Origin of the sequence: Desmonostoc muscorum LEGE 12446 (assembly GCF_015207005.2) — a bacterium.
Classification (GTDB): domain Bacteria; phylum Cyanobacteriota; class Cyanobacteriia; order Cyanobacteriales; family Nostocaceae; genus Nostoc; species Nostoc muscorum.
Genome location: NZ_JADEXS020000001.1, coordinates 6,098,288 through 6,123,660, shown reverse-complemented (window position 1 = coordinate 6,123,660; position 25,373 = coordinate 6,098,288). Strand labels below are relative to the sequence as shown.

The 25,373-nt window shown below is 41.0% G+C and carries 14 protein-coding genes and 2 pseudogenes; 9 read left to right on the top strand and 7 right to left on the bottom strand.

Annotated features, from left to right (window positions below):
- Positions 1–351 precede the first annotated feature (351 nt).
- A complete protein-coding gene (locus IQ276_RS25755; RefSeq protein ID WP_193923988.1) occupies positions 352–1,560 on the top strand; it encodes a sigma-70 family RNA polymerase sigma factor in 1,209 nt (402 codons plus the stop codon).
- Between the two features lie 2 nt (positions 1,561–1,562).
- Entirely contained in the window at positions 1,563–2,717 is a 1,155-nt protein-coding gene (locus IQ276_RS25750) for a DUF1822 family protein (RefSeq protein ID WP_193923986.1), read from the top strand.
- 873 nt (positions 2,718–3,590) lie between these two features.
- Here IQ276_RS25750 and IQ276_RS25745 read toward each other — a convergent pair.
- Both IQ276_RS25745 and IQ276_RS25740 read right to left on the bottom strand, forming a co-directional pair.
- Positions 3,591–6,371 (bottom strand): two-partner secretion domain-containing protein, encoded by a 2,781-nt coding sequence (locus tag IQ276_RS25745; RefSeq protein WP_193914803.1) that lies wholly within the window; start codon positions 6,369–6,371, stop codon positions 3,591–3,593.
- A gap of 171 nt (positions 6,372–6,542) precedes the next feature.
- Entirely contained in the window at positions 6,543–8,501 is a 1,959-nt protein-coding gene (locus IQ276_RS25740; RefSeq protein ID WP_193914805.1) for a beta strand repeat-containing protein, read from the bottom strand.
- 637 nt (positions 8,502–9,138) lie between these two features.
- On the opposite strand from IQ276_RS25740, the gene IQ276_RS25725 reads away from it, so the two are divergent.
- A complete protein-coding gene (locus tag IQ276_RS25725; RefSeq protein WP_193914807.1) occupies positions 9,139–9,888 on the top strand; it encodes a Uma2 family endonuclease in 750 nt (249 codons plus the stop codon).
- 34 nt (positions 9,889–9,922) lie between these two features.
- Here IQ276_RS25725 and IQ276_RS25720 read toward each other — a convergent pair whose 3' ends face one another.
- Complete coding sequence (locus IQ276_RS25720; RefSeq protein ID WP_193914809.1) at positions 9,923–12,616, bottom strand: CHAT domain-containing protein; 2,694 nt, start codon at positions 12,614–12,616, stop codon at positions 9,923–9,925.
- 120 nt (positions 12,617–12,736) lie between these two features.
- Here IQ276_RS25720 and IQ276_RS25715 point away from each other — a divergent pair, with 120 nt between their 5' ends.
- Positions 12,737–13,078, top strand: a complete 342-nt coding sequence (locus IQ276_RS25715) for a hypothetical protein (protein ID WP_193914811.1) — start codon at positions 12,737–12,739, stop codon at positions 13,076–13,078.
- 100 nt (positions 13,079–13,178) lie between these two features.
- On the top strand, positions 13,179–13,775 hold the full coding sequence (locus IQ276_RS25710) for a hypothetical protein (RefSeq protein ID WP_193914813.1): 597 nt from the start codon (positions 13,179–13,181) through the stop codon (positions 13,773–13,775).
- Positions 13,776–13,855: 80 nt separating this feature from the next.
- Here IQ276_RS25710 and IQ276_RS25705 read toward each other — a convergent pair.
- Positions 13,856–14,364, bottom strand: a pseudogene (locus IQ276_RS25705) (IS701 family transposase); the annotation flags it as partial.
- 350 nt (positions 14,365–14,714) lie between these two features.
- Here IQ276_RS25705 and IQ276_RS25700 point away from each other — a divergent pair.
- On the top strand, positions 14,715–17,057 hold the full coding sequence (locus tag IQ276_RS25700; RefSeq protein WP_193914814.1) for a glycoside hydrolase family 31 protein: 2,343 nt from the start codon (positions 14,715–14,717) through the stop codon (positions 17,055–17,057).
- A 168-nt stretch (positions 17,058–17,225) separates the two neighbouring features.
- Here the strand turns inward: IQ276_RS25700 and IQ276_RS25695 are convergent, their stop codons facing one another.
- A complete protein-coding gene (locus IQ276_RS25695) occupies positions 17,226–18,308 on the bottom strand; it encodes a class I fructose-bisphosphate aldolase (RefSeq protein WP_193914816.1) in 1,083 nt (360 codons plus the stop codon).
- A gap of 269 nt (positions 18,309–18,577) precedes the next feature.
- Between IQ276_RS25695 and IQ276_RS25690 the strand changes: the two genes are divergently transcribed.
- The gene (locus IQ276_RS25690) at positions 18,578–18,907 is read left to right on the top strand and encodes a hypothetical protein (protein WP_190883019.1); all 330 of its coding nucleotides are present in this window, start codon (positions 18,578–18,580) and stop codon (positions 18,905–18,907) included.
- Positions 18,908–19,035: 128 nt separating this feature from the next.
- Here IQ276_RS25690 and IQ276_RS25685 read toward each other — a convergent pair whose 3' ends face one another.
- The gene (locus tag IQ276_RS25685; RefSeq protein ID WP_193914818.1) at positions 19,036–20,547 is read right to left on the bottom strand and encodes a glycosyltransferase family protein; all 1,512 of its coding nucleotides are present in this window, start codon (positions 20,545–20,547) and stop codon (positions 19,036–19,038) included.
- Positions 20,548–20,901: 354 nt separating this feature from the next.
- On the opposite strand from IQ276_RS25685, the gene IQ276_RS25680 reads away from it, so the two are divergent.
- Complete coding sequence (locus IQ276_RS25680; RefSeq protein ID WP_235115970.1) at positions 20,902–23,646, top strand: HEAT repeat domain-containing protein; 2,745 nt, start codon at positions 20,902–20,904, stop codon at positions 23,644–23,646.
- Between the two features lie 15 nt (positions 23,647–23,661).
- Positions 23,662–24,378 (top strand): annotated as a pseudogene (locus IQ276_RS25675) (HEAT repeat domain-containing protein); the annotation flags it as partial.
- A gap of 286 nt (positions 24,379–24,664) precedes the next feature.
- On the opposite strand, the gene IQ276_RS25670 reads toward IQ276_RS25675, so the two are convergent.
- A complete protein-coding gene (locus IQ276_RS25670; protein WP_235115969.1) occupies positions 24,665–25,348 on the bottom strand; it encodes a Uma2 family endonuclease in 684 nt (227 codons plus the stop codon).
- Positions 25,349–25,373: the final 25 nt, after the last annotated feature.

Sequence of the window (25,373 nt, the reverse complement as noted above, 5' to 3'; positions counted from 1 at the left end):
TTGTCCAATGAATCATTAGTGACGGTCTTAACTATAAAATATGTAAATTGGACACACATTACATATCATCTACAATTATTATATTTATGCAGCGAACATAATTTTTTCTGAAGAATCTCACATAGGCATATAGTATTTATCGCTTTCGTCAGGTACAACGTAGGGGCGCATAGCTATGCGCCCCTACAAATTTCTGTACCGCTATAACGCACTATGCTATAAAGCAACAGGGTTTAGTTAAGAAGAAAATTAGGTTTGGTTGAGCGACAAAGTTTGCTAAATTTCAGGAAAGTGTCAGTACAACAAAGTAGTTTGATTTTATTAGCTATTTATATAAGAACCAAAAATTTTATGTATTCAAGACAACATGTTATTGAAATTTTTTCGACATTTGTGCAGTTTAAAGGTGATGCTTTTGACCGTTGGGTTACTGATAAAAAGCTGCGGCGAAGTATGCACAATTGTTTAGAGCAATCTTCTTTGCAGGAGTCTGAAACCTTTTGGGCTATTTACTGGCATCGGATTTGGCAAATGCAGGCAAGTCCGATGGCTGTTGCTCATATTACAGCTTATTTGCAGGAAGTCTGCTACTGGGTTGCGAGAAAAATGAAGATGAATGTACTAAGTCAACATTCGATCGCCGATTTTTTCCAAACAGCGATCGCTCGCATTGATAAAGTTCTCAGAGGCTTTAACCCGCAATTAAGTTCAAATTTGAAAATTTATGCTGAATTTACTTTTAGTAATTTAATTAAAGATTTGTTACGTCAGCAGCAAGAAGTTGATATCTGTAATGACTGGGGATTGCTGCACAAAGTCAGTCAAAAGCGATTGGTGGAATCTCTCAAACAGGCTGGGTATCCATTGCAAATGATCGGGCGTTATGTTCTGGCTTGGAATTGTTTCTTGCAACTTTACACGCCAAATGATATTGCAACTGCTCACAAACTGATTAAACCAGATAAGACAAGATTACAGGCGATCGCCCAGCTATACAACACCGAACGTCTGAGTCAACTCAATTCTTCTAGTCCAGCCTGCACCCCAGAAAGTGTGGAATCTTGGCTAATTGCTAGTGCTAAAGCCGTGCGTTTCTATGAATATCCCACCTCCGTTTCCCTCGATATCCCCGCACCTGGACAAGAGACAGGTGAATTACTCGATCGCTTGACAAACAATTTTCAAGAATCGGTATTAAATGAAATAATTGTCCAAGAAGAAGCACAAAACATCGCATTGCGGAGTACGGAAATTAATCGGATTTTAAGTGATGCACTGGCAAAACTAGATACCGCAGCCCAAGTACTTCTGCAAACTTACTACAAGCACGGATTGACCCAGCAAGATATTGCTCAACAGCTAGGAGTCAAGCAATATACAGTTTCTCGCCAATTAACTAAAATCAAAAAGACTTTGCTAATGGAGTTAGCTCAGTGGAGTCAAAAAACACTGCATATTTCTGTGACATCTGACGTAATCGACAGTATGAGCAATTCTCTAGAAGAATGGTTGATTGCTCACTACCGTCCTCTTGTTTTCTCGTCGCCAGTGGAGTCTTGACAATGACTTATGATATACCCTCAATTCCAGAACAGCTGACCTTGGAAATTTCGCTATCTTCTCAAACTCAGGAATTACCAGCTTTTTCTACATCCGGCGGACGCTGGCGAGCCTATCTTAACCAAATGTGCTTAGATGCATTTTTACTTTGGTTGAGAGAGGAGCAATTTCCCAGGGCGAGAGTTTGGACTCAAATAGCTGCACTACCTAGCTTTTGGGAATTTGTCAATGGAACTGCGATCGCCTGTGAGGGAGTACGATTAGTATTAATTCCCACAACGGCAATTGACACAGCAGAATTGCGTGTACCCCAGGAATGGGTGGATATTCCCAATTGGGTTGCTGATTATTACATCGGAGTACTGGTTAATCCTAATGGTGGCTGGATGAGTGTTTGGGGGTATACAACTCATTGTCAATTGAAAACCAAAGGAGTGTACGATCAAGGCGATCGCACTTACTGTTTGGATGAGAATGACTTAATCAAAAACATTAATGGTTTGTGGATTACTCGTCAACTTTGTCCAGAGGAAATTTTACGCGCCTCAGTCACACCTTTACCAGAATTACCTTTAGCACAGGCAGAAAACTTACTAGAACGGCTGGGTAATGCTGAAGTAGTTTTCCCTCGTTTAGCAATTCCCTTTGAACTTTGGGGAGCATTATTAGCACATGGCGGTTGGCGTCAGCAGTTGTACGAACGCCGCCAAGGATTATCACAACAGTGGTCAATTCAACAATGGTTGCAAGCAGGAGTATCAAATTTCGCGCAACAACTTGGTTGGGGAATGACTACATTACAATTGGCTCCTCGTGGTGTGCGAAGTCGAGAAAACGCAGAATCAAATGTATGTTTTTCACGACAGTTGGCCATCGCCGATTATACTTACGAGTTGCGTGTATTTCCTAGAGATAATTTAACAGAGAATGTATGGCGTTTTGAGTTGCGAAATGCCAATCCCGATGCAATGATTCCCGTGGGATTTCAACTCAGACTATTAACCGAAGATTTGCAACCTTTTATTAATAATGAGCATACAGCAACAGAAGCTAGCGATCGGCTTTATATCGATGTAGAACTGGAGCCAGGAGAGGGTTTAGTATGGGAAATTGAACCAACACCAGATGGATATGAGCGGGAAATTTTAAGGTTTTGAATATAGAGCGTTTACCCCACCCTAACCCTCCCCGTATGTATTGGCTACGGTGTACACACAAGTGGTATCTCCAAGGGTTTCAGGCGTTATAGACCCCTTAAATTGTCATTACGAGGGGAGCAATGCGAAGTCCTCAATAAAGGGCACAGCAGTGCTGTGCCCCTACACCTTGCAATATGATGTTGTACTGCATCTGAAACCGCCATAAGGCAATACAGTTCAGTTAATACTAATTCTGTATGAAGATGCGCCAAAGTATATGAGAAACGAACCGCAAAGGGCGCAAAGGACACAAAGAAGAAAGAAAATTTGGCGCAGCCTCACAAACAAATGGTATAAGCATTTCTTCCTTCTCTTTCTTTGCGTTCTTTGCGTCCTTGGCGGTTCGTTAAAAAAATGACTTTGACAAAGAGTTAAGCCTTAACTGAACCGTATTGTGCCATAAAGGACTTCCAAGGAAAAAAATATTCCGTAGTAGGGTAGCACAGCTGTACGCCCCTACAAATTTACAAATAATTTGGGATAGTTTATTTTCTGAAACCGCCATAAAGCAGAATTCAGAAATCAGAATATCGCAACTTTCCCCATCAACTTTATCTAAAATTCATATTTTGACTAGATTTAATAAGCAAAATCCGCAATTACTTTCTCAAAATGCCATTTGACTTATTCAAACCCCAGTTTGCTTTCTCATTTTGGTGTTTTCCGCAAGTAAAATGCCATTTCACTTACTCAAACCCCAGTTTGCTTTCTCAAAATGCCATTTGACTTATTCAAACCCCAGTTTGCTTTCTCATTTTAGTGTTTTCCGCAAGTAAAATGGCATTTCACTTACTCATTTCGGTAGATTTAGCAAGTAAAATGGCATTTTGCTTATCCAGCAGTACAAAATTTATTCTGACTCCTGTTAGCGTAGCGGGGCGTAGCCCATTCTGACTCTTGAATTCTCAATTCCTGAGGTACTTGAGCAACAAGGTGAACATCACCACGCTTATCTACAACCCATCCCTGAGCCTCAACAATTGGTTTTGGTTTTTCAGGTAAGCGCGTTGGTTTTACTTGTGTATCTGCCTCCTCATCTAGTGTTATCCATTGAGTAATCACAGCCCTTTGTCGCAATGGTTCCCTTGGACTCAAAGGCATTCCTGTACGTCCTGTGACAATGAAAGTATTGTTTTGCCTGCGCCTGGGAGTACAGCTTTGAATTATTTTTTCTGAAGCATCAACTAAATTTTTGGGTAGTTCTACTAATGCTTGATTGGGGTTAACATCAGGTGTATTAAGTTCTATGCTGCCATCGACACCCAATTCTGAACTGGCAGTTATATCACTCATCAAAGTTTGACTTTCACGAGGCTGAATACCAAAAATATCAATAGCTTTAATATCTATTCTGCCACCTTTACCTGTGTAAGCATTAGCGGTGATATCACTATTTTCTTTAGGGACAGCAACAATAAAACCATTGGGAGCATTAACTGTAATATTACCGCCGTCTCCACCCTGCCCTGCTGTGCCTGCTGAGGTAGAAATAATACTGTTGCGGCGCAATAGTAATAAGTCTTGCACTTGCAAGTTAATATTACCGCCATTACCCGATGTCGTAATTGCTGAAATAGCTGCTTGGTTATCTAAACGAATAGAACGGGCTGTGAAATTTATATTGCCTGCATTGCCAATTGCGTTAGGCTCTACAGTGGTGAATACGCCACTAGGGCGATTATTGCTACTAGTACCATCAAAGGCGATCGCATCTCTGACATTAACATTTATATTGCCTGCATTTCCCTGTCCTAAAGTGCTAGCAAATAATCTCGCACCATCACGAAAAGACAGTGAGTTAGCCTGAATGTTAATATCACCACCCAAGCCTGTTGCTTCAGGTTGTACACTGCTGACTACACCACCAGCATTCCCATTTTTGTCCACTCCTGCTAACGATACAGCACCGCTAATTTCCAGTTTTATATTGCCAGCATTTCCTTGAGCTTGTGTATTTGAGTTAATCTGAGCGCCATCTTCCAACGACAGCGAACTAGCTTTAATGGTAATATTTCCACCAGAGCCAGTGCTAAAAGAATTAACCTGGCTGCGTATCACACTCAGAAATTCTCCACCATCTACCCCTGTCAACGAGACAGAACCACTAGTTTCAATCGTTATATTCCCGGCTCTTTCTGAACCGCTGGTGCTAGTATCCAAATTAGCGCCATTACGCAAGGAAAGTGAACTTGCTCGGATAGTTATATCTCCGCTTTTGCTAGTGTTACTAGAGTTGGTAAACACAGCACTAGGAATGCCAGAAGTGTCCACTCCAGCAAAAGTTACAGACCCTTTGGCATCAACAGTCACATTACCTGAATTTCCCTGTCCATCTGAAGTTGAAACAAATGCAGAGCCATCGAGCAAGGAGAAGGACGCAGCTTGGATAATAATATTTGCTCCATTACCAACTGCATCACTGTTGACAAAGGTGAATGTACCGCTACTATCTTGAAAGGTTACAGAATCTTTGGCTTGAAGTGTAATATCACCTGCATTTCCTCTGGCGTTAGTAAAAGAACTTAACGTGGAACGAGTAAATAAGATCGATTCACCTTGGATGGTTATATTTCCACCATTGCCTATAGCATTAGAATTAACACTGTTGATAATTTGTGATCGCTCTTCAAATTTAACTGCCCCTGTGGCATTCAGTGTAATATCACCTGCTTGAGAGCCAACTTCCCCCAATTCTGAACCTATCCCAGCAACAAGAGTACTTGCTCCTAAAACGTCTAAATTTCGAGCATTAACAGCAATACTGCCACCATTTTCCGCAACGACATTGATTGCAGAAGCATTGGCCAACGATACATCTGCTCGCGCTACATCAGCAGGAAAACTCAACTGTAAATGATTGCTATCAAAGCTCAATCCTACTGTTCCTGCTACTGCCAATCCTCCTAATTCAACTCTACCGCCAGTCGCTTGCAAAATTCCACCGTCTAAACTGACGTTACCGCCTACAAGAGCTAAAGATTTTCCTGGTAGTACTTGAAGACCTACAGTATTATCAATTGATTTATCAGTGTCTAAACTTAATCCTCCAGAACCATTAACCTGAATTGGCTCTGTTTTTGTACCAAATTGTAATCCAATTGGCACACTGAGAGTTAGTAGAGGTGTACTTTGAGGAACCTTTGCACTAAATTCTCTACCATCAGCAAATTTTAAGCTATTAGCTGTAGTTGCCAAAAAAGAACCACCAATATTCAGACTAGCGTTCTGTCCAAAAATAATGCCATTAGGATTAATTAAAAATAGATTAGCTCTACCGTTAGCCCGGATTAATCCGTTAATGTTAGAAACTGAGCCACCAGTTACCCGACTAATAATATTTTGAACATCGGTAGCATTATTAAAGAAAGCTGTACCGCCACTAGGAACAGAAAACTCTTGAAAGCTGTGAAAAAGATTACCTTCTACTTTAGTTCCTGCTTCGATAATGCTGATGTTGTCCTGTTGTCTGACATTGGAATTACTTGGCAGAGTACTATCCGGGATAATTTGGGCAAGTGAATAATTTGACCAAAAAACTGGGAGACTACTGATAGTAATCCCCAATTTTTGCAGCCAATACCAATAGTTTTGTTTTGAAAATAAAGGAGTCACTTTGTTCTTGGAGTTTCGCCAAGTGGAGGAAATAGGTGAAGGGGAAGGAGATTTTTATGCTGGGTTGTATGGATATTCAGATGGCGCTTGTTGCATAAGTATCTCACGGATCAAGTCATATTTTCAGATTATCCAGTCCCCAATACCTAATCCCCAGTCCCTTTTACTCTCCTATACAATAATGAAGTCGCTAGCAGTAATATTATTAGGCGACCCGACCAGGTTGGCAATAATCGCCTCGCCAGAGTTTCCACCAACAAGCACAGAGCCATTCGGGTTGTAAGCTAAATCACCGCTAACAAAGTTGTAAACAATCTCAGCATTACTTGTGAATAACTCAAAGAAGCTATCGACTACCTCAAAGTCAGAAGGTAGTAGGGTACCACCTACTAAGCTTTCGAGTGCATTGAATGTAGTCTTAGATAGGGCAATTTTATCACCGCTTGTAAAATCATTGATGGTATCAAGACCAACATCGGCAGTATTAAAAGCTCTGCCAGTGCTGAAAGTGAAGGAATCGAAACCAGCGCCACCAGTCAATTTGTCATTGCCACTGCCCCCACTGAGAATGTCATTGCCAAATCCACCGAAGAGGGTGTCATTGTTGCGTCCTCCATTCAGGGTGTCGTTGCCATCATTGCCATCGAGGAACACTGACCCGGAAAAACTAGCTGCACTCAAGCTGTTGGCACCAGTGCTACCGAGCAGCGTTCCTCGTTCAATGCTAATCAGGGTATCAATCCCTTCACCTATAATGATAGAGTCAGTTAGGATAACGCTGACATCTGCATTCAATGATACGACCACCTCATCAATGCCCGCACCGCCATTCAGAATATCGCTGCCGGCCTGACCCCGGAGGATGTCATTACCATCTCCACCGACGAGGGAATCATTGCCTAATCCTCCAAAGAGTCCGTCATTACCCAACCCTCCTAACAGGGTGTCATTGCCTTCAGCAGCAAAGAGTCCGTCATCGCCTTCCCCTCCATCAAGCAGGTTATCACCACCAGCAGTTTGAAGTTGGTCATTACCTGTGCCGCCTCTGAGGGTGTCATTGCCGCCACCAAAGTCAGTGATAAAGTCATCACCGCCTCCACCATCAAGGCTGTCGTTGCCCCTACCACCATCGAGGTTGTCACCTTGAGATCCTCCGATGAGGATATCATTTCCATCTTGACCATCGAATCTAACCTGTGCAATGGTGAAGCCAGAAGCATCAAGTCGGTTGTTACCTGCACCGCCAGTCAGTTGAACTAGCTCAATGGAACTCAAACTATCCGTACCGTTGCCGATGAGAGTCGAACCGCTGAGAGTGAAGTTGATATCACCCGCTTCAATCACCCGGTCAAAGCTATCGCCGCCAACCAACAGGTCATTGCCAAGTCCACCCGTGAGAAAGTCATTGCGTGTTCCACCCAGGAGGATATCGTTACCAGCCCCACCGTTTAAAGTCACAGTTCCCAACGTAAATGCTGAGGCATTCAGGGTGTTATTACCTACGCCCCCAGTCAGGGATACGCTCTCAATTCCAATCAAACTATCCGTACCGTTGCCTGTCAGGGTAGTATTACTCAATATGAAGTTAACATTGCCCGACTCCTCAAGCCGATCCAAGCCATTGCCACCATTCACGATGTCATTGCCAGCACCACCTGTGAGGGTATCATTGCGCGTTCCACCTAGTAGGGTGTCATTACCAGCACCGCCATTTAAAGTAACACCTCCCAAAGTAAACAATGACGCATCAATCAAGTTATTGCCTATGCCACCTGTAAGGGAGGCACTCTCAATGGAGATTAGGCTGTCGATGCCGTTACCGAACAGAAATGTGTTAAACAGGGCGAAGTCAACGTTGCCTGACTCTTCAACTCGGTCAAAGCCGCTGCCTCCATTTAAGGTGTCATTGCCTATACTGCCAATGAGGGTGTCAGAACCGTTTCCGCCATCAAGGGAGTCATTGCCAGCTTCACCATTGAGGGTATCGTTGCCATCCCCACCAATTAGGGTGTCGTTGCCAGCGCCACCCCTGACGAAATCATTGCCTGCCAAAGCATTAATGAAGTCATTTGCCCCATCGGCAACAATAATGTCGTTGCCAACAGTAATAGTTCCAGAAATAATAGTCATAATTTTGTGTTTTTGTGTGTTCTAGGTTTGTGAGACGTGGGCTGTTGCAGCCAACGTTGGAATGTCACACTTATCCATACGTGCGTTACTAAGGTCTATGCAAGGTACTTTTTACCTCAGCAGTATTTGTAAAATTTCTTAATCAATACCTTTGCCAAATCGAAAAATGCCCTGATTTGTAGGTTGGGTTGAGGCACGAAACCCAATAAATATAGCAAGGGACTGGGGACTGGGGACTGGTGACTGGGTGAAAAGTCTTTTTGTGTCTAGGTTTTATCATCTGTTAATGTCCTAACCACCAAGGCTTTTGCTATACCAGGACTTACGCAAAATGATGAAAAAACGAACCGCAAAGGGCGCAAAGAACACAAAGAAATAAGAGTTTCAGAGAGTTTTTGCGTAAATCCTAAAATACGTTGGGTTTCGCTTCGCTTAACCCAACCTACAAAAAAATGGCGTTCGCGTAGCGTCTCGCAGAGAAGGTATTGTTAATGCGATCGCATTGCAGGTTGATTGTGGGCGACGCAGGGCTTGAGTTCTTGTAACTTTGGCGAGAAACTAACTGATGGTAAAATTCACCAACTAAGATGCAGTAGAGCGATCGCCTAAAATAAAAACATGAGTGGAGGTGACAGCAATGGTTTCCCAAGTCGAATCTTCTGCACCTGCGGAGATTTTCTATCCAGAATCTGACGATCAGCCGATGGCAAATAATACAGAACACTTTGAAATGATTGTGCTGATCAAGGGTAATTTAGATATTCTCTTTGCAGATGAACCAAATGTTTTCGTCGCTGGTGATTTATTCTGGTATCCAGTTGAGGGCAATAATAAGATTAAATATGCACCCGATGTGATGGTTGCCATTAATCGTCCAAAAGGTCGTCGTTCTTCTTATAAACAGTGGGAAGAAGCAAATCAACCGCCCCAAGTAGTGTTTGAAATCCTCTCGCCAGTCAACACATCAGTAGAAATGGCTCGGAAGTTGCTGTTCTACAGTCAATATGGTGTGGAAGAATACTATATGTACAACCCAGCAAATAATGAACTACAAGTTTGGTTACGCGGTGAATATGGTTTAGACTGGGTAGATTTTGGTCAAAAATGGGTTAGTCCACAGCTGCAAATTGGTTTTGATGTCTCTGGTGAACACTGGCAACTTTCCTACCCAAATGGTAAACCTTTTACGACATTTGGGGAATTAATGGCACAGTCTCAAGCTGCACAACAAGAAGCCCAAGTTGCACAACAAGAAGCTCAAGCTGCACAACAACGACTGCAACAAGCAGTACCTCGACTACTGAGTATGGGATTAAACCGAGAACAAGTAGCTGATGCTTTGGCATTGACTGTAGAAGATGTGGAAGCGATCGCCATAAATCTCTGATACGATGACGCAAATAAAATTAACGTTCGGTTAATTACAACCAATTACCAACAAGAACATAAGCCGCCCAATACCCCGGACGGCTGTAGTTTGGATATTTTTGTAATAGCATTAATTGAGCGCGGCGCAGGGCTTGAGCTTTTGTAATTTTGGCAGAAACTAACTGATGATAAAACTCACCAACTAAAATTGCAGTGGAGCGATCGCCGACATTCCATAGACTTGCCATTGTACTCCTTGCACCTGCACGCACAGCAACCCCAGCTAAACCCAGTGTTGCCCGATTGTCTCCTTCTGCTGTCTGACAAGCACTCAAGACGAGAAGTTCTAAGGCTTGTGATTGTGTTTCGTCTCGACGGCGTAACAGCAAATCCAAGTCACTGACATTAATTGGGCCATCTGTTGCCAAAATAAATGTATCTTCAGAACGAGAACTAAATTGTCCGTGAGTTGCTAAGTGAACAACATTAAATGGAATAGAACTAATTTTTCCTTCTAATGCCTTACTAGTGAAATCTCTATCTAAAAGTTTTGTAGTTGCTATCCCTGCTTTTGCAATTAAGTCAAACTCAAATTTAATTTCTGGTAAAGGCGGAAATTGTCGAAATTTCGATGGCGGTTCTACCAATCCGACCGCCAAAACTTGCAATTTTTCTTGTGCTAAAGACTTGGGCTTTTGTAATTGCAATCCTAGATTTAAAGCAACAGCATATTTTTCAACTAAATACTGTTTTCCGTCATATAATGCTGCCATCGGCACATTTCGTAATGCACCATCCAGAACAAATACTAAAGTATCGATATTGCTACGTTCTAACTCAGACTCAATTGGTTGAATCAGCCAACCATATACTTGCCCAGAAAGAGTTTGTACTTCCTCAATTCTGTCTGGTTCAGTCAAATAATCTCGCAGTTGTCCTAAAGTTTTTTCGACTTCCGTTTGAGATTTATTTACCGAATAACGTCGCAGAGATTTTTTAGGGACTTTGACGATAATTTGTAATTGTTCTGGCAAAATAATCGGATAAATAACAGCAGTTGTAGGATTATCTTGGTCTACAACTTCATCTAGCACAACATTTGTAACATTTAAGCAAGCTTCCCGAAAAAAGTTATCTAAATCTGCTAATTGGAGTGCTTCAATTTGCTGACGTGCCTTATCTAATGTTTGTTCTGTGAGTTGATTTCCCTGGGATAAAAGCAATGCTACTGATTCACGATAAACAGGTTCTATGCTTTCCTTAAATGAAAATTGTACATCTCGATTCAGTGCTACAAGGTCATTTCTTAAAGCCTGTAATTGATTAACAGCAGCATCATAGGCTGCAATTGCTTTTTTAGTATCTCCCTGCTGTTTGAACAAACGTCCTAGTTGCCAATACCAGTTGTAGGCGATATCTGGTGCATTCACAGATTCAGCTAAAGTCAGTGCTTGCTGTGTTAGCTTCTGGGCATTTAACCATTGTCCATCGCCCTCATACAAGTTACCTAGAGTCCCGATGGCGTAAGATTCTGCTCGTCTGTCGCCGAGTGTTTTTGCTAGTTTGACTGCCGTAGCAAGTATTTTAGCAGCAGATTCCTTGTCTGTTACCTGATTGTTTAATACTTTCATCGAGCTTTGAGCAAAATGAATTCTAGCATAAACCGCTACTTGAGAAAGCGGTAAATTATCTAATTCTACGGGGATTTTTCGGAGCAAGGGTTGTGCAATTGTCCACTGCTGTGTATTCAATAGAACAGTCAGAAGATTGATTTGGGCTTGGACTTTGGTGAGTGGTGAAGGAGTTTTAGCGATCGCTTGTTGATAAAAGGCGATCGCATTTTCGTAATCCTGTACAATTCTAGAAGTATTGCCCAGACTCAGTAATGTTGCACTGATTTCTGCCAGAGATTGCAATTTTTCGGCAGTTTGTAAGCTTTGTTGGAGGACTTGACGCGATTGTGCTAAATCTCCAGTTAATTGGAGTGCATCTCCAAGCGATCGCAATTCTACAGCTTTAGTCAAAGAATCTGGCTGAAATTGTAAATTTTGATTTACTTGAATCAACATTGTTAAAGCACGACGATAAAATCCCAGTATCTGCAATGCCTGTGCTTGATTAATGTGACTGCGATTAATGCCGCTAAAATCGCTAATTTCTGCATACTTGACCTCAGTTTGTTGCCAAGTTTCTAATGCTTCTTGAGACTCTCCTTGATTCAGTTGCACACTTCCTAGAATTTCCAGTGTTTGAGCAAAAACTTGTAAGTGTTGTTTTGAATTTTGATTACCTAGCAATTTCAAACTGTCGTTAATTGCTATAGTTGCTTCAGCAAACATGCCACGTTGTTGGTAAACCAAAGCAAGATTACTAAGTGTTACTGCCTGCCGAAGTTTGTCCCCTAGTAATTGATATTGTTGAGATACCCTTTGCAATAGCTTTTGCGCTTCTATTAATCGCCCTGCTTCATAAAGAATTTTTCCTTGTTGCAGTGAATCTTTTAAATCTGATTTTGAACTAGACAAATACTGATCTGGCAAATCAATTGCATTAGATGGTTTGAAGACAGGTAAAAAAATAACAAAAACAAATAATGTTAGCAGGAATAATATAGAGTAACTAGACAAGGCAACAACGTTAAATATTCTATTTTTTCGTTGTTTAATTAAAATTGCGATCGACTTGCCACCCAAAAAAAATTTCAAGCTGCGGATAATTGCAATTAAAAACCAAAAATATCGGGTCATTATTTTAATTAATATTGAATATCTTACATATTAAGTGGCTGCTTAGCATACCACAACAGCAACCTGAACAAGTAAATATGTTACGTTAATTATCAAAACGTATTTAGTGTAATGAAAGCTATGAAATTATCAGATTTATCGACAGAAACTCTAGAAAAAATTAAGTTAGTTAGGTGGGATAGAATTATTGAGAAACATGAAGGACCAGAAGATTGGGAATCGGTTTTAAGATACGACCAGCCAGAATTTTTTGAAGTAGAAGGGTGTCCAATATTATTACCTGTAGATATATCACATCACCCTAATATCACTATACTACGTTGTATTTGGAGTGCTGATAGAAATTCTGTAACACTCTTCCTATCTGATACTACCTACGATGACGATCCCTTTTTTTCCGGATTTCTCGCAGTGTGCGATCGCCTGAACAATGCAGCAAATATAAAGTTAGTTGAAGGCTAGAAAGTGGTTAGCTTAAAAATTTATTTTAGTCATCTAAATAAATAAGTAGGTAAGCATGAATAATGTGGTAATGTAAGCTTGAACTGTTAGTTTTATTAAAATGAATAAAAGAATAATTGGCTTATTACTTATAATCAGAGCTTTAACACCTTTCATTCTTTTATTTATTATAATTTTTAGTGGATATTTAATTATCAATGATTTAGAACAAGATTTAAAGCTGCAAATAGATATTGTAAGAAATTCTATAATTAATACTAAAAAAAGTTTGGATAATGTCAAAGGTGGTATTTCTGAGATTACTAGCTCATTTGCTGTAGTTAGTAGTACTTTATCATCAGCACTTAAACCTATAGATGATGCTTTTGATACAATTAATTCGGGTTTAGAAAAATTCGGTATTAATGGTATAGGTATAGATTTAAATCTTAGTAATATTTTTGATCCGTTATTTACACCTTTAAAGAATGTCAAAGAAGGTGTAGATACTTTGACCAAAAGTATTGACGAAGTTTTTAAACCTATAAAAAATTCTGTTTCTATTTTGCAAAAGGATTTGATAAAATGGATACAGGATATGATTATATTAGTTATAATTATTTTTTTATTACTCTTAAATTATTTTGTATCACCTTTAATATCCAATATGAAAGAAGGTATTGAATTATTATTTAATAGAAGGGATGTTGGCAAATAAATATTACTAAAATCAAATCTATTTTTTTCAAGACTTACGACGCAACTGGCATAAGCAATGGCGCGCCGAGCGCCTAAAAACTAAGCCATTGACATAGCAATATCCGGACGTTTTAGTTGCTCGATTAAATAATTAGAAAGCAGATTATGCTTGATTTGATAAATAGTTTGACCGGTTTTATAGGCTAAATTTTTTAGCCTCAGCCAAACTAACATTGCACAAGCAATGTGATTTCTCTGAAGACGGGCTTGACGACATTGACATGATTCAATGCCAGTTAATTGTTTTATTTACCTGTGAACAGGAATCTATTTTCCAACGGTTCTTACACACTTTTTGTGTAACATCTGTGGAACTTTGAGATATATCATTTGTTGCGACATAATCCGTTCTATCGGTAGAGATAGTAACCCGGAATAGTTTCACTTTTTTTATCAGCAGGGAATGCTTTAATTTTTATGATTTTACCACATTCTAAGTCATCACTGCTCCATGATAATGATTCAATACTTTTATATTTTTCTTTGCCAAAAGTATCATCAACTAAACGATTAGTCTTTAAAATACAATAAAAAATTTTATCTAGACTATAGCGGTTCCCATTCATATGCGGTACAACATTATATCGCAAGGTGTAGGGGCACGGCAGTGCCGTGCCCTTACGCGTGTACCTCACGTAAACGAGAACCGCTATATCGATATAAAGCATTAAATTATTGACTGCATACCAAGTATCCATTAGCACTGTATCGAAAGGCAGAAGCTTTTGATATACAGTTAATCTCCTATTTGGTTGGAACTGCCGTCAAAGTTTCCATCCTCGTAAATACCTGAAAACGGCTGTAAAATTCAGTCTGTGGTATGCCTGAAGATACAAGCTTTTGGCAGTAGTTTATGTGATTCTCAATTGGGAAAGTAGTTATCTTTTTATCAGGGATTATGCCGCAATACTTTGGACAATTGCACACAACTGAGCCGGCTTGGTCAATTCTGGGAGCAGTACAAGCAATACAACAAGACGATCGCCATATCCTTTTAAAATGCGGCAATCCCTGTCTGAAAATTAGCATTCTAGCACCGAACTTAATTCGGGTACGGATGACCCCAACAGGTGAATTTTTACCCAGGCGATCGTGGGCAGTGGCACAGGCGGATGAAGAATGGTCTAAAGTGCCGTTTCAGGTACACGAAAAAGCAGAGACTATAAAAATTACAACTGAGCAATTGTCTGTTGTCATCTCCCGCAATCCTTGTCGTATCAAGTGCTTCGACTCAGCAGGACAGCCCTTTGCCCAGGACGCAGACATGGGGATGGGGTGGCGCACTGGTACTGTTGCTGGGTGGAAACGCATAGAAACCGACGAACATTTTTATGGTTTCGGTGAACCCACTGGCTTGCTAGATCAGCGATCGCAAGTGAGAACCAACTGGACATCTGATGCGCTTGATTACGGGATTTTAACAGACAGCATGTATCAGGCGATTCCCTTTTTTATCGCCTTGCGTCCGGGATTAGGCTACGGACTTTTTTTCAATACTACTTTTTGGAGCCGATTCGATCTCGGCGCCCAGCAGCCTGGAGTCTGGGGGATGGAAACTCAAGGCAGTGAACTAGATTACTACATTATTTATGGGCCAGAACCCGCAAAAATTCTCCAGACGTACACCCAGCTAACCGGACGAATGCCCTTACCACCTCGATGGTCATTAGGTTACCACCAGTGTCGCTGGAGTTATGAATCACAAGATATAGTACAAAAACTGGCGCATGAATTTCGTCAGCGGCAAATTCCCTGTGATGTGATCCATTTAGATATTGACTATATGAACGGCTACAGGGTTTTTACCTGGAGTCCCAAACGATTTGCTAATCCGAAAGAATTAATCCAAAATCTCAAAGAAGATGGCTTTAAACTAGCAACAATTGTTGATCCAGGGGTCAAGTACGAGCCAGAGGCAGATTACAAAGTCTTTGATGAGGGATTAAAGAACGATTATTTTATCCGTAAAACCAATGGCCAGCTATTTCACGGCTATGTTTGGCCTGACAAAGCTGTGTTTGCTGATTATCTGCGGCAAGAAGTTCGAGATTGGTGGGGAAGTTTACTAAAGAGCCTAACTGAGGTTGGTGTTGCCGGCATCTGGAATGACATGAATGAACCGGCACTAGACGATCGCCCATTTGGTGACCCTGGTAACAAAATTTCCTTTCCCCTTGATGCAGTCCAAGGGCCAAGTGATGAGAGAACTACCCACGCTGAAACCCATAATGTGTATGGGCTAATGATGGCACAGGCATCTTATCAGGCACTTGCAAAATCCCGCCCGACAGAACGCTCTTTTTTCTTAACACGCTCCGGATTCGCTGGTATTCAGCGTTGGTCAGCAGTATGGACAGGAGACAATCAATCTCTGTGGGAACACTTAGAAATGTCCATACCAATGCTGTGTAATCTGGGGTTGTCAGGCATTGGCTTTGTGGGCGCTGATATTGGGGGGTTTGCGGGGAATGCGACGGCGGAATTATTTGCTCGTTGGATGCAGCTAGGAATGCTTTATCCCTTGATGCGGGCACATTCAGCATTAACCACAGCACAACATGAACCTTGGACATTTGGCGATCGCGTTGAAAAAATTTGCCGCGAATATATTCAACTCCGTTATCGATTACTGCCCTACATTTACACCCTTTTCTGGGAAGCTGCAACCACTGGCGCACCAATTCTGCGCCCCCTGCTTTATCATTTTCCCAATGATCCCACGACTTTCGCCACCGCAGACCAAGTAATGCTTGGTTCATCATTACTCGCAGCACCAATTTATCGCCCCGGTGTTGAACATCGTGCTGTATATTTACCTCAAGGTCGCTGGTATGACTGGTGGAGTGGTGAGGCTTTTACAGGGCCAACCCACATCTTGGCACACGCACCACTTGAGAAAATGCCATTATACGTCCGTGGTGGCTCCATTATTCCCATGATACCAGTCATGCAATACGTAGATGAACGTCCCATAGACCAAATGAGGCTACGGATTTGGAAGGGCGTAGGTGAATTTACCCTTTATGAAGATGACGGTCATACATTTGAGTATAAAACAGGAGCCTTTTGCACAACAACTTACCGCGTTTATTTACAAGGTGAACAAACCATTGTTGAAATTGAAGCCAGAGAAGGAGAGTTTTCACCTGCAACGCGTGAAATTATTGTGGAGTTAGTCGGCGTTGGCGAACAGAGTTTTATTGATGATGGCACGGCACATCAGTTAAAGTTCTCTATTTAATTTTACCTTCCTCAGTGATGAGTCCAGAGTAAATTAAAACGGGTAGGGGCACAACATGTTGTGCCCCTACAATTATCTGCACCTCATAATCACGTCCGGTTAAACACTTATTATTAAGGCAGCAGGGGCAGAGGGGAAGGGGAGACAACATACCCCATACCCAATGCCCTAAGCTATGGTCACATCTGGTGATAGGTAAACATCTTGAATGGCGTGAAATAACTTCACACCTTCTTCAAAGGGGCGCTGGAATGTCTTACGTCCAGAAATTAATCCCGAACCACCAGCGCGTTTGTTAATGACGGCGGTGCGAACTGCTTCGGCGAAGTCATTTTTGCTGGTGGCGCCACCAGAATTAATCAGCCCCGCACGTCCAGAGTAGCAATTAAGTACTTGGTAACGAGTCAAATCAATTGGGTGGTCTGTTGTTAATTCTGTGTAAACTCGTTCGTCGGTTTTGCCGTAACTCTTACCAGTAGCTTTGACAACTGCTCCATAACCATTGTTACACTCTGGTAACTTTTGTTTAATGATGTCGGCTTCAATGGTTACACCTAAATGATTTGCTTGTCCGGTGAGGTCGGCTGCAAGGTGGTAATCTTTATCTTGTTTAAAAGCGTTGTTCCGCAGATAGCACCAGAGAATAGTCGCCATGCCTAATTCATGGGCGCGTTTAAAGGCTTGGCTGATTTCTCGAATTTGCCTGGTAGACTGGTCTGAACCAAAGTAAATTGTTGCACCAACCGCAGCCGCGCCTAAATTCCAAGCTTGTTCGACATCAGCAAACAATACCTGGTCAAATTGATTGGGGAAGGTGAGCAATTCGTTGTGATTGATTTTGACAATAAAGGGAATCTTATGGGCATATTTCCGTGATACGATACCCAATACTCCCAAAGTGCTAGCAACAGCATTGCATTCTGCGGCGATCGCTAACTTGACAATATTTTCTGGGTCAAAGTAAATCGGATTCGGCGCAAAAGAGGCAGCGGCGGAATGTTCGATGCCTTGGTCTACCGGGAGAATAGACAGATAGCCTGTGTTTGCCAAACGACCAGTAGAATAGAGTAACTGAAGATTACGCAATACTTGAGGATTGCGATCGCTATTAATCCAAACTCGATCTACAAAATCCGGCCCTGGCAAATGTAATAAATCCTGAGAAACCTTTGCTTTGTAAGTAAGCAGGTCTTCTGCCTCTTTACCTAGCAATGACTCGATAGAATTAGTCTCTATGAGCGTTGTAGTCATAGCGTTTTCCTCAAAAGTTGAGCAAATGACCTTGCCTTTAAGATAGCATTTTGGTGAGAATGGGCTACGCCCCGCTGCGCTAACAGAATCCAGGAGTCAGGAGTCAGAATAGTTAAATAATTCCGAATAAGATTTGATCAATCAATATAGCGATCGTAAGAGATTCTGACTCCTGAATTCATAAATCTAGTATTGCCATAGGTGAAAATTTGAAAGACATTTTCTCTCTATTGTGGTAAAAATCATTAATAATAGAATAAATAAACGCCATGAGTAAGTTTCAAATCAATATCGACTTCAGCAATATAGATTTAGCTGCCCTAGAGACAGAAGAGGATTTTGAAAGAGAGGCAAAAATATTACTGCCAAAGGTACTGGTAAAACTAGGTGAAAGTGTCGGCGAAAAAACATGGGAAGAATTACAGCAAAAACTCGCAGGTTCTGGAGGTAAACTCAAATCTTCTCCAAGCGAGAAACGTCGGTTTATTCAAGAAACAGGAAGAACTTATCAACGAAATGCCAGCAACAGAGAAAAGCAAGAGTTACAGGTATATATAGTAGAGCAATTACGCCAGCACAAGCAGCAAAATTATAGGTAATACCATTTTCAAAAAATATAGCGACAGATGGATAGCCAAAAGCAATTACTACTAATTATTTCACAATTTAAAATCTAAAATCCAAAATTGTATAGTGAAACTCCAAGGGTGCTTTAGCTACAGTGTTTTCAGTTTACAATATACCAAATACCATCATTGCCTTTGGATAAAATATGATATTTTTTCTCAATCAATTCTAAAATCTTGGGAAACTCTTCTTTAATGAGAGTTTGATAATCATCACTAATAAATATATAAGGAGGCTTGGATAAATCTAACTCTTGTAGAAGTTGCGGCCATTGGTCAGATACAAAAAGTTCAAGTGACCATGCATTTAGTGATGTTGCTTGAGTCCGACCAGATAAGTAGTAAATAGACGGGTCGCCAGCAACAAAAATCTCACCAGGCAAACTTCCTGCTTGAGAGAGAAATTTCACCTCTGAACGAAGCGATGTATAGTCTTCTCTAAATACAGTTTGATATTTCAATCGTGTATCTTCAGTTAAGGCAAAATTATTCTTAATTAGAGCAACACTCTTGAATTGAAAATTTAATAATAAAGGTAATAAAAACAAAAATGACACTAGAATCTTAATTAGTGGGGAACTCAGTTGCTTGAAAGGCTGCCATAATATATCTAAACCTTTAGTTGCTAAAATCCCTGTAGGTACAAATAATAGTAAATAATGGTAACCCCAGAGTGACCTAGTTTGTATAAAAATAACACCCAGCCCCAAAACAAACCAAACAACAAGTAGCAAAGTCAATAAATTCTTATCTTTACGCAAGGAAACATTGACTGCAACAGTAGCAATTAAAACTAAACTGACAAAATTCTTTAAGAACCATGCTGTTCCAAAAAGTAACTTAGATAAATTAAATTTACCATTGGCAACCACTTGACCTGGATATACAAAAAATGTCTTATATACAATTGCTAAACTATTCGTCTCAGCAAAGTAACTGAAAACAACTAGAATAGGAGAGATAATTCCTATAAAAATTGGCAAACAAATTTCAATAAAGATTTTTGGAAAATTTTGGTGTTTGATGACTAGAGAATGAATCAATAGGGTTAGCCAAAAAGCAACCAATATAGGCAAAAATAGTAATTTAAATATCAGGACAATTCCCCCTATCAAGCCTGAGAATAAAAGTTGAATAAATCTTCGTTTTCCTTCCTGATTAAAAGATTTATAAGTCAGCCAAAGAGATAAAAATAAAGGAAACCCAACTAGCCCTTCTACTTGAGCAAATTGCCGATGATATGAAGAAACATAGTAAGCACCAACGGTTAATAAAGGTACTAAACTTGCTATGATCTGATGCCGAAAATAGCTTTTTAGAGTCAGTTGCAATATTACTGCGAAAAGCATCATATAAATAAGTTCACAGATATGAATGCCAATCTCATTAAAACCAAATAAAGTTCCTGCTAAGAAATAAAAGTAATAAATTCCAGGTTGCTTTAAATCCCAAAAATCTCGATAGAGTACCTTTCCTTGTTGCATTTCCACAGCACCTGTTGTAAATAGTGCTTGATCTCCTGCAAATGGAAAAGGTACATGTATTAAAGCAATTATGAAAACAAAAAGCAAAACTAAAAGGTCAACTTTAGTTAATTTAGGAATATTAATCACGAAAAATTTACTCCCATTGAAGAAATATAATTTTGTCAAGCCAATTCATATTGATTTATGCAAGAGGTATTATCTCAGACAACAAGCAAAAGCGATGTCTACGACGGGCTACGCCTACGCTCCTACGTTTGAGACTGTGAAAATTTAAACCTTTGCAGCTAATATTACTTGATTTATAAGAAACGCTTAAGTTTTTCTTGCAAATGTATAAGCAGTTGCAGCAAACGCTTAATACTTTGCAACAAATACTATTCTCAATTTTACTATTGTAGGACGGACACCATAGAAAGGATTGAGCGTTTTATTGTGTAGTATATAAAAGAGCGCTTAAAAGTCCTCAGTCAAAAAACTGGCATGGTTGCAGACCACAGCATAGATTTTCAAACGTATCTAGAATCTCTCAGCGAGGACGAGACATATAGAGATTGGCAAGATTTATACACGCCAACTGATGCCATAGACCGTCAAAGACTTGAACCCAAAAAATTGGGCAGACGCTTAGATTTTAGTCCGATGATGCAAACAGTACCACAGCAACCAGAAGGTGAAGCACCAGACAGAGAAAAAATTGAACGGTTGAATATCCTCGAAGGCTTACGGAAGTACGCACCCGTCCATGTATTGCTAGTAGGAAAACCGGGTTCAGGGAAATCTACAGCTTTAGAGCGTTTGTTGTGGGAAGAAGCTCAAAAGGGGAAACAAAGAGAACCAAATCAGAAAATTCCCGTGCTAGTGGAGTTAAGACGCTACAAAACTTCGGTGCTGGATTTAATTCGAGACTTTTTGACTCGCCATAATTTAAACCTCAACACGAGAGAGATTGAAAATCTACTGTTTACAGAGCGATTTTTGTTACTTGTAGACGGTTTGAATGAATTACCCAACGATGAAGCTAGACGAGATTTAGACGGATTTCGGCAGAAATACCGCCGAGTCACGCCGATGATTTTTACTACGCGGTATTTGGGGGTGGGGGGTGATTTAGGTATTGAAAAAAAACTGGAAATGCAACCCCTCACAGAACCGCAGATGCAGCATTTTGTCCGCGCCTATTCAGAGGTGGGTGATGAAATGCTGCGACAGTTGGCTGGACGCTTGCGAGAATTGGCGGAAACGCCGCTGTTATTGTGGATGCTGTGTGAGATATTTGACTCTGCTAAACAAATTCCTACTAGTTTAGGTGAGTTGTTTCGTTTGTTCTCTGGAGAGTATCACAAACTCAAGGGAGATGTACCAATTGCTGAAGGGTTACGTAACTGGCAGGCTGATTTATTGCAGCATCTAGCATTTGTCATGATGCAAGGCGACAATTCGACTGAGTTGCGATTAACTATTTCTAAACAGGAAGCTAGGAATGTTTTAGCAACATTTTTACAGAACAAAGTAGCTTTTAGTGATGATTGTGCAAGACGCTGGCTAGAAGATTTGCTCAAGTATCACTTAATTCAATTGCGAACAGACGACCAGATTGAATTTCGCCACCAGCTGATTCAGGAATACTACGCCGCAGAATTTCTACTCCCACAGCTTGATAATGTTAGTGATGAGAAACTGAAACGGGATTATTTAAATTATTTGAAGTGGACAGAACCCGTGGCGTTGATGTTGGGGTTGGTGAATGAGAAAGAGCAAGCGGTGCGAATAATGAAGTTAGCCTTAGATGTGGATTTAAAGTTAGGTGCAAGGTTGGCAGGAGAGGTAAAGCGGGAGTATCAGAAAAAAACAGTCGATTTAATTTTAGAGTTAGACATTCATAAATTACTTAAAGTTGAGTTTTTGGGTATCACTCACTCTGAATATACCGTTACTTTTTTAAGTAATTCGTTGCAGCATGAAGATTCCGCTGTTCGTTGGAGAGCCGCAGAGGCATTAGGAGAAATCGGCAACCAAGAAGCTGTATCTGCCTTAATTGATGCTTTGCAGGATGAAGATTCCGCTGTTCGTTGGAGAGCCGCAGAGGCGTTAGGAAAAATCGGCAACCAAGAAGCTGTATCTGCCTTAATTAATGCTTTGCACCATAAAGATGAGTCTGTTCGTTCGAGTGCCGCAGAGGCGTTAGGAAAAATCGGCAACCAAGAAGCTGTATCTGCCTTAATTAATGCTTTGCACCATAAAGATGAGTCTGTTCGTTCGAGTGCCGCAGAGGCGTTAGGAAAAATCGGCAACCAAGAAGCTGTATCTGCCTTAATTGATGCTTTGCAGCATGAAGATTCCGGTGTTCGTTGGAGAGCCGCAGAGGCGTTAGGAAAAATCGGCAACCAAGAAGCTGTATCTGCCTTAATTCAAGAAGCTGTATCTGCCTTAATTAATGCTTTGCAGCATAAAGATGAGTCTGTTCGTTCGAGTGCCGCACAGGCGTTAGGAAAAATCAGCAACCAAGAAGCTGTATCTGCCTTAATTAATGCTTTGCAGGATGAAGATGAGTCTGTTCGTTGGAGAGCCGCAGAGGCGTTAGGAGAAATCGGCAACCAAGAAGCTGTATCTGCCTTAATTAATGCTTTGCAGCATGAAGATGAGTTTGTTCGTTGTAGAGCCGCAGAGGCGTTAGGAGAAATCGGCAACCAAGAAGCTGTATCTGCCTTAATTAAAGCTTTACAGGATAAACATTCCTCTGTTCGTTCGAGTGCCGCAGAGGCGTTAGGAAAAATCAGCAGCCAAGAAGCTGTATCTGCCTTAATTAATGCTTTGCAGGATGAAGATTACTCTGTTCGTTGGAGAGCCGCAGAGGCGTTAGGAAAAATCGGCAACCAAGAAGCTGTATCTGCCTTAATTAATGCTTTGCAGGATAAATATTCCTTTGTTCGTTGGAGAGCCGCAGAGGCGTTAGGAAAAATCGGCAACCAAGAAGCTGTATCTGCCTTAATTCAAGAAGCTGTATCTGCCTTAATTAATGCTTTGCAGCATGAAAATGAGTCTGTTCGTTCGAGTGCCGCACAGGCGTTAGGAAAAATCAGCAACCAAGAAGCTGTATCTGCCTTAATTAATGCTTTGCAGGATGAAGATGAATCTGTTCGTTGGAGAGCCGCAGAGGCGTTAGGAGAAATCGGCAACCAAGAAGCTGTATCTGCCTTAATTAATGCTTTGCAGGATGAAGATTAATTTGTTCGTTGTAGAGCCGCAGAGGCGTTAGGAAAAATCGGCAACCAAGAAGCTGTATCTGCCTTAATTAATGCTTTGCACGATGAAGATTTATTTGTTCATTGGAGTACCGCACAGGCGTTAGGGAAAATTGCTGGCTCTGAAGTTTTGCATCATATCTGGGAAATACAATTAAAAACTCCCTCACAAAATAAAAGCAATGCAATTTCTAAAATTCAAGAGCGGTGCAAATTTTATAACTATAAAGTTTGTGATTCTGTCTTGAATGAGGAAACAAACAACGCCGATCCTTTAACTGGTTTTATAAACACACTTAATCAAACACTCAAAAATATGTCAGAAAAATCTCCAGTTCAAATGAATTTTCATGCACCTATTACTGGCAGCAATGTTGCTGGTAATGTGGAAGGTAATAACATTAACACTCAAAACAATTACACCTCTACACAAGATATTGCTAATTTAAAAACTGTGCTTCAGCAGTTACTTGAGAAAATGGAGCAGGATAAACCGACTGTAATCGATGCTCAACCTATTGTTAATCAAGCTGTTGAGAGTCATCCAGTACTTAAAAATAGGCAAGCGATTGAGCAAGTTATCAAAAATAATCCAATGCTCAAAGTACGTTTGCAAAGAGTAATGACAGCAGTAGGTATTGAGACAATAAAGATTTTATTTGCTCCTGCTGGTATTCCGATTGAAGCGATTAGGGCTTGGAATGAACCTAGCTAGACGTACCCTCCTATTCCTGTTTCACTTTAAGAGGATGTTTTAAAAGTTCTTTGGTCGGTAGCAAAACGTTTTAGATCCCCCTAAATCGCCCGATAAATTGGGGGACTTTGATTCCGGCTTCCCCCTTTTTAAGGCTACAGTGTACACACAAGTCGAATTACCCCCCTTAATCCCCCCTTTGAAAGGGGGGAAACAGGAAATCTAGTTCCCTCCCCTTTACAAGGGGAGGGTTAGGGTGGGGTAAAAATGACACGAAAACTCAGTGAGTAAACTATTTCAGACTTGTCTATTTCTTCAACTGCTGCACAAACGCATTATGTTCCGCTGACTTCAACCCGGCTTGCACCACCTCTAACACTCGCACCATCTGATTGTTTAACAGCGCCTCCACCGCTAACCACAAACCTGGAAATACCTGAGAGCGAATAATTCCATCTGCACCTGGAGATACCAATTGATAGTCGCCATCAACTAGGCAAAACCATTCAATTTGATTCTCGTAAGATTGCCAGATTACGTACTCCAACACCCCATTACGGCGATAAACTTGCTTTTTGCTGCCTCTATCGATCGCCACGCTACTCGCTGCAATTTCAACAATCAATTCGGGAGATCCTTCAATGTAACCGTCGCTGCTTAAACGAGTTTGTCCGCCTGCGTCTGGTTCAATAAACAGCACTGCATCTGGCTGAGGTTCATTGTCTAAATCTAATCTGACGGTTGGTTCAACGCTTAAGTCAACGCCGGGAGTCAGTGATTGGTAGACACCTAACCAAGTTATCACCCGACTGTGGGGTTTGCCATGTTGCTCATGTCTTAAAGGAGATGCCACGTAAACGATTCCTTCGATCAGTTCTGCTTTCTTGATATGGGGTGCAGCCGCATAACGCCGTTCAAATTCAGGGCGAGTTAAGCGATCGCCACTTTCAAGCGGAGGCAGATGTCTCTGGGTTGAGTACTCTCTAACCATTTGCCAATCCTTGGAGTTGCCGGAT

Excerpts from the sequence above, each read along its gene's own strand:
- IQ276_RS25755 (WP_193923988.1), top strand. The coding sequence starts at position 352 with ATGTATTCAAGACAACATGTTATTGAAATTTTTTCGACATTTGTGCAG.
- IQ276_RS25750 (WP_193923986.1), top strand. The coding sequence starts at position 1,563 with ATGACTTATGATATACCCTCAATTCCAGAACAGCTGACCTTGGAAATT.
- IQ276_RS25740 (WP_193914805.1), bottom strand. The coding sequence starts at position 8,501 with ATGACTATTATTTCTGGAACTATTACTGTTGGCAACGACATTATTGTT.
- IQ276_RS25725 (WP_193914807.1), top strand. The coding sequence starts at position 9,139 with ATGGTTTCCCAAGTCGAATCTTCTGCACCTGCGGAGATTTTCTATCCA.
- IQ276_RS25720 (WP_193914809.1), bottom strand. The coding sequence starts at position 12,616 with ATGACCCGATATTTTTGGTTTTTAATTGCAATTATCCGCAGCTTGAAA.
- IQ276_RS25715 (WP_193914811.1), top strand. The coding sequence starts at position 12,737 with ATGAAATTATCAGATTTATCGACAGAAACTCTAGAAAAAATTAAGTTA.
- IQ276_RS25710 (WP_193914813.1), top strand. The coding sequence starts at position 13,179 with ATGAATAAAAGAATAATTGGCTTATTACTTATAATCAGAGCTTTAACA.
- IQ276_RS25700 (WP_193914814.1), top strand. The coding sequence starts at position 14,715 with ATGCCGCAATACTTTGGACAATTGCACACAACTGAGCCGGCTTGGTCA.
- IQ276_RS25695 (WP_193914816.1), bottom strand. The coding sequence starts at position 18,308 with ATGACTACAACGCTCATAGAGACTAATTCTATCGAGTCATTGCTAGGT.
- IQ276_RS25690 (WP_190883019.1), top strand. The coding sequence starts at position 18,578 with ATGAGTAAGTTTCAAATCAATATCGACTTCAGCAATATAGATTTAGCT.
- IQ276_RS25680 (WP_235115970.1), top strand. The coding sequence starts at position 20,902 with ATGGTTGCAGACCACAGCATAGATTTTCAAACGTATCTAGAATCTCTC.
- IQ276_RS25670 (WP_235115969.1), bottom strand. The coding sequence starts at position 25,348 with ATGGTTAGAGAGTACTCAACCCAGAGACATCTGCCTCCGCTTGAAAGT.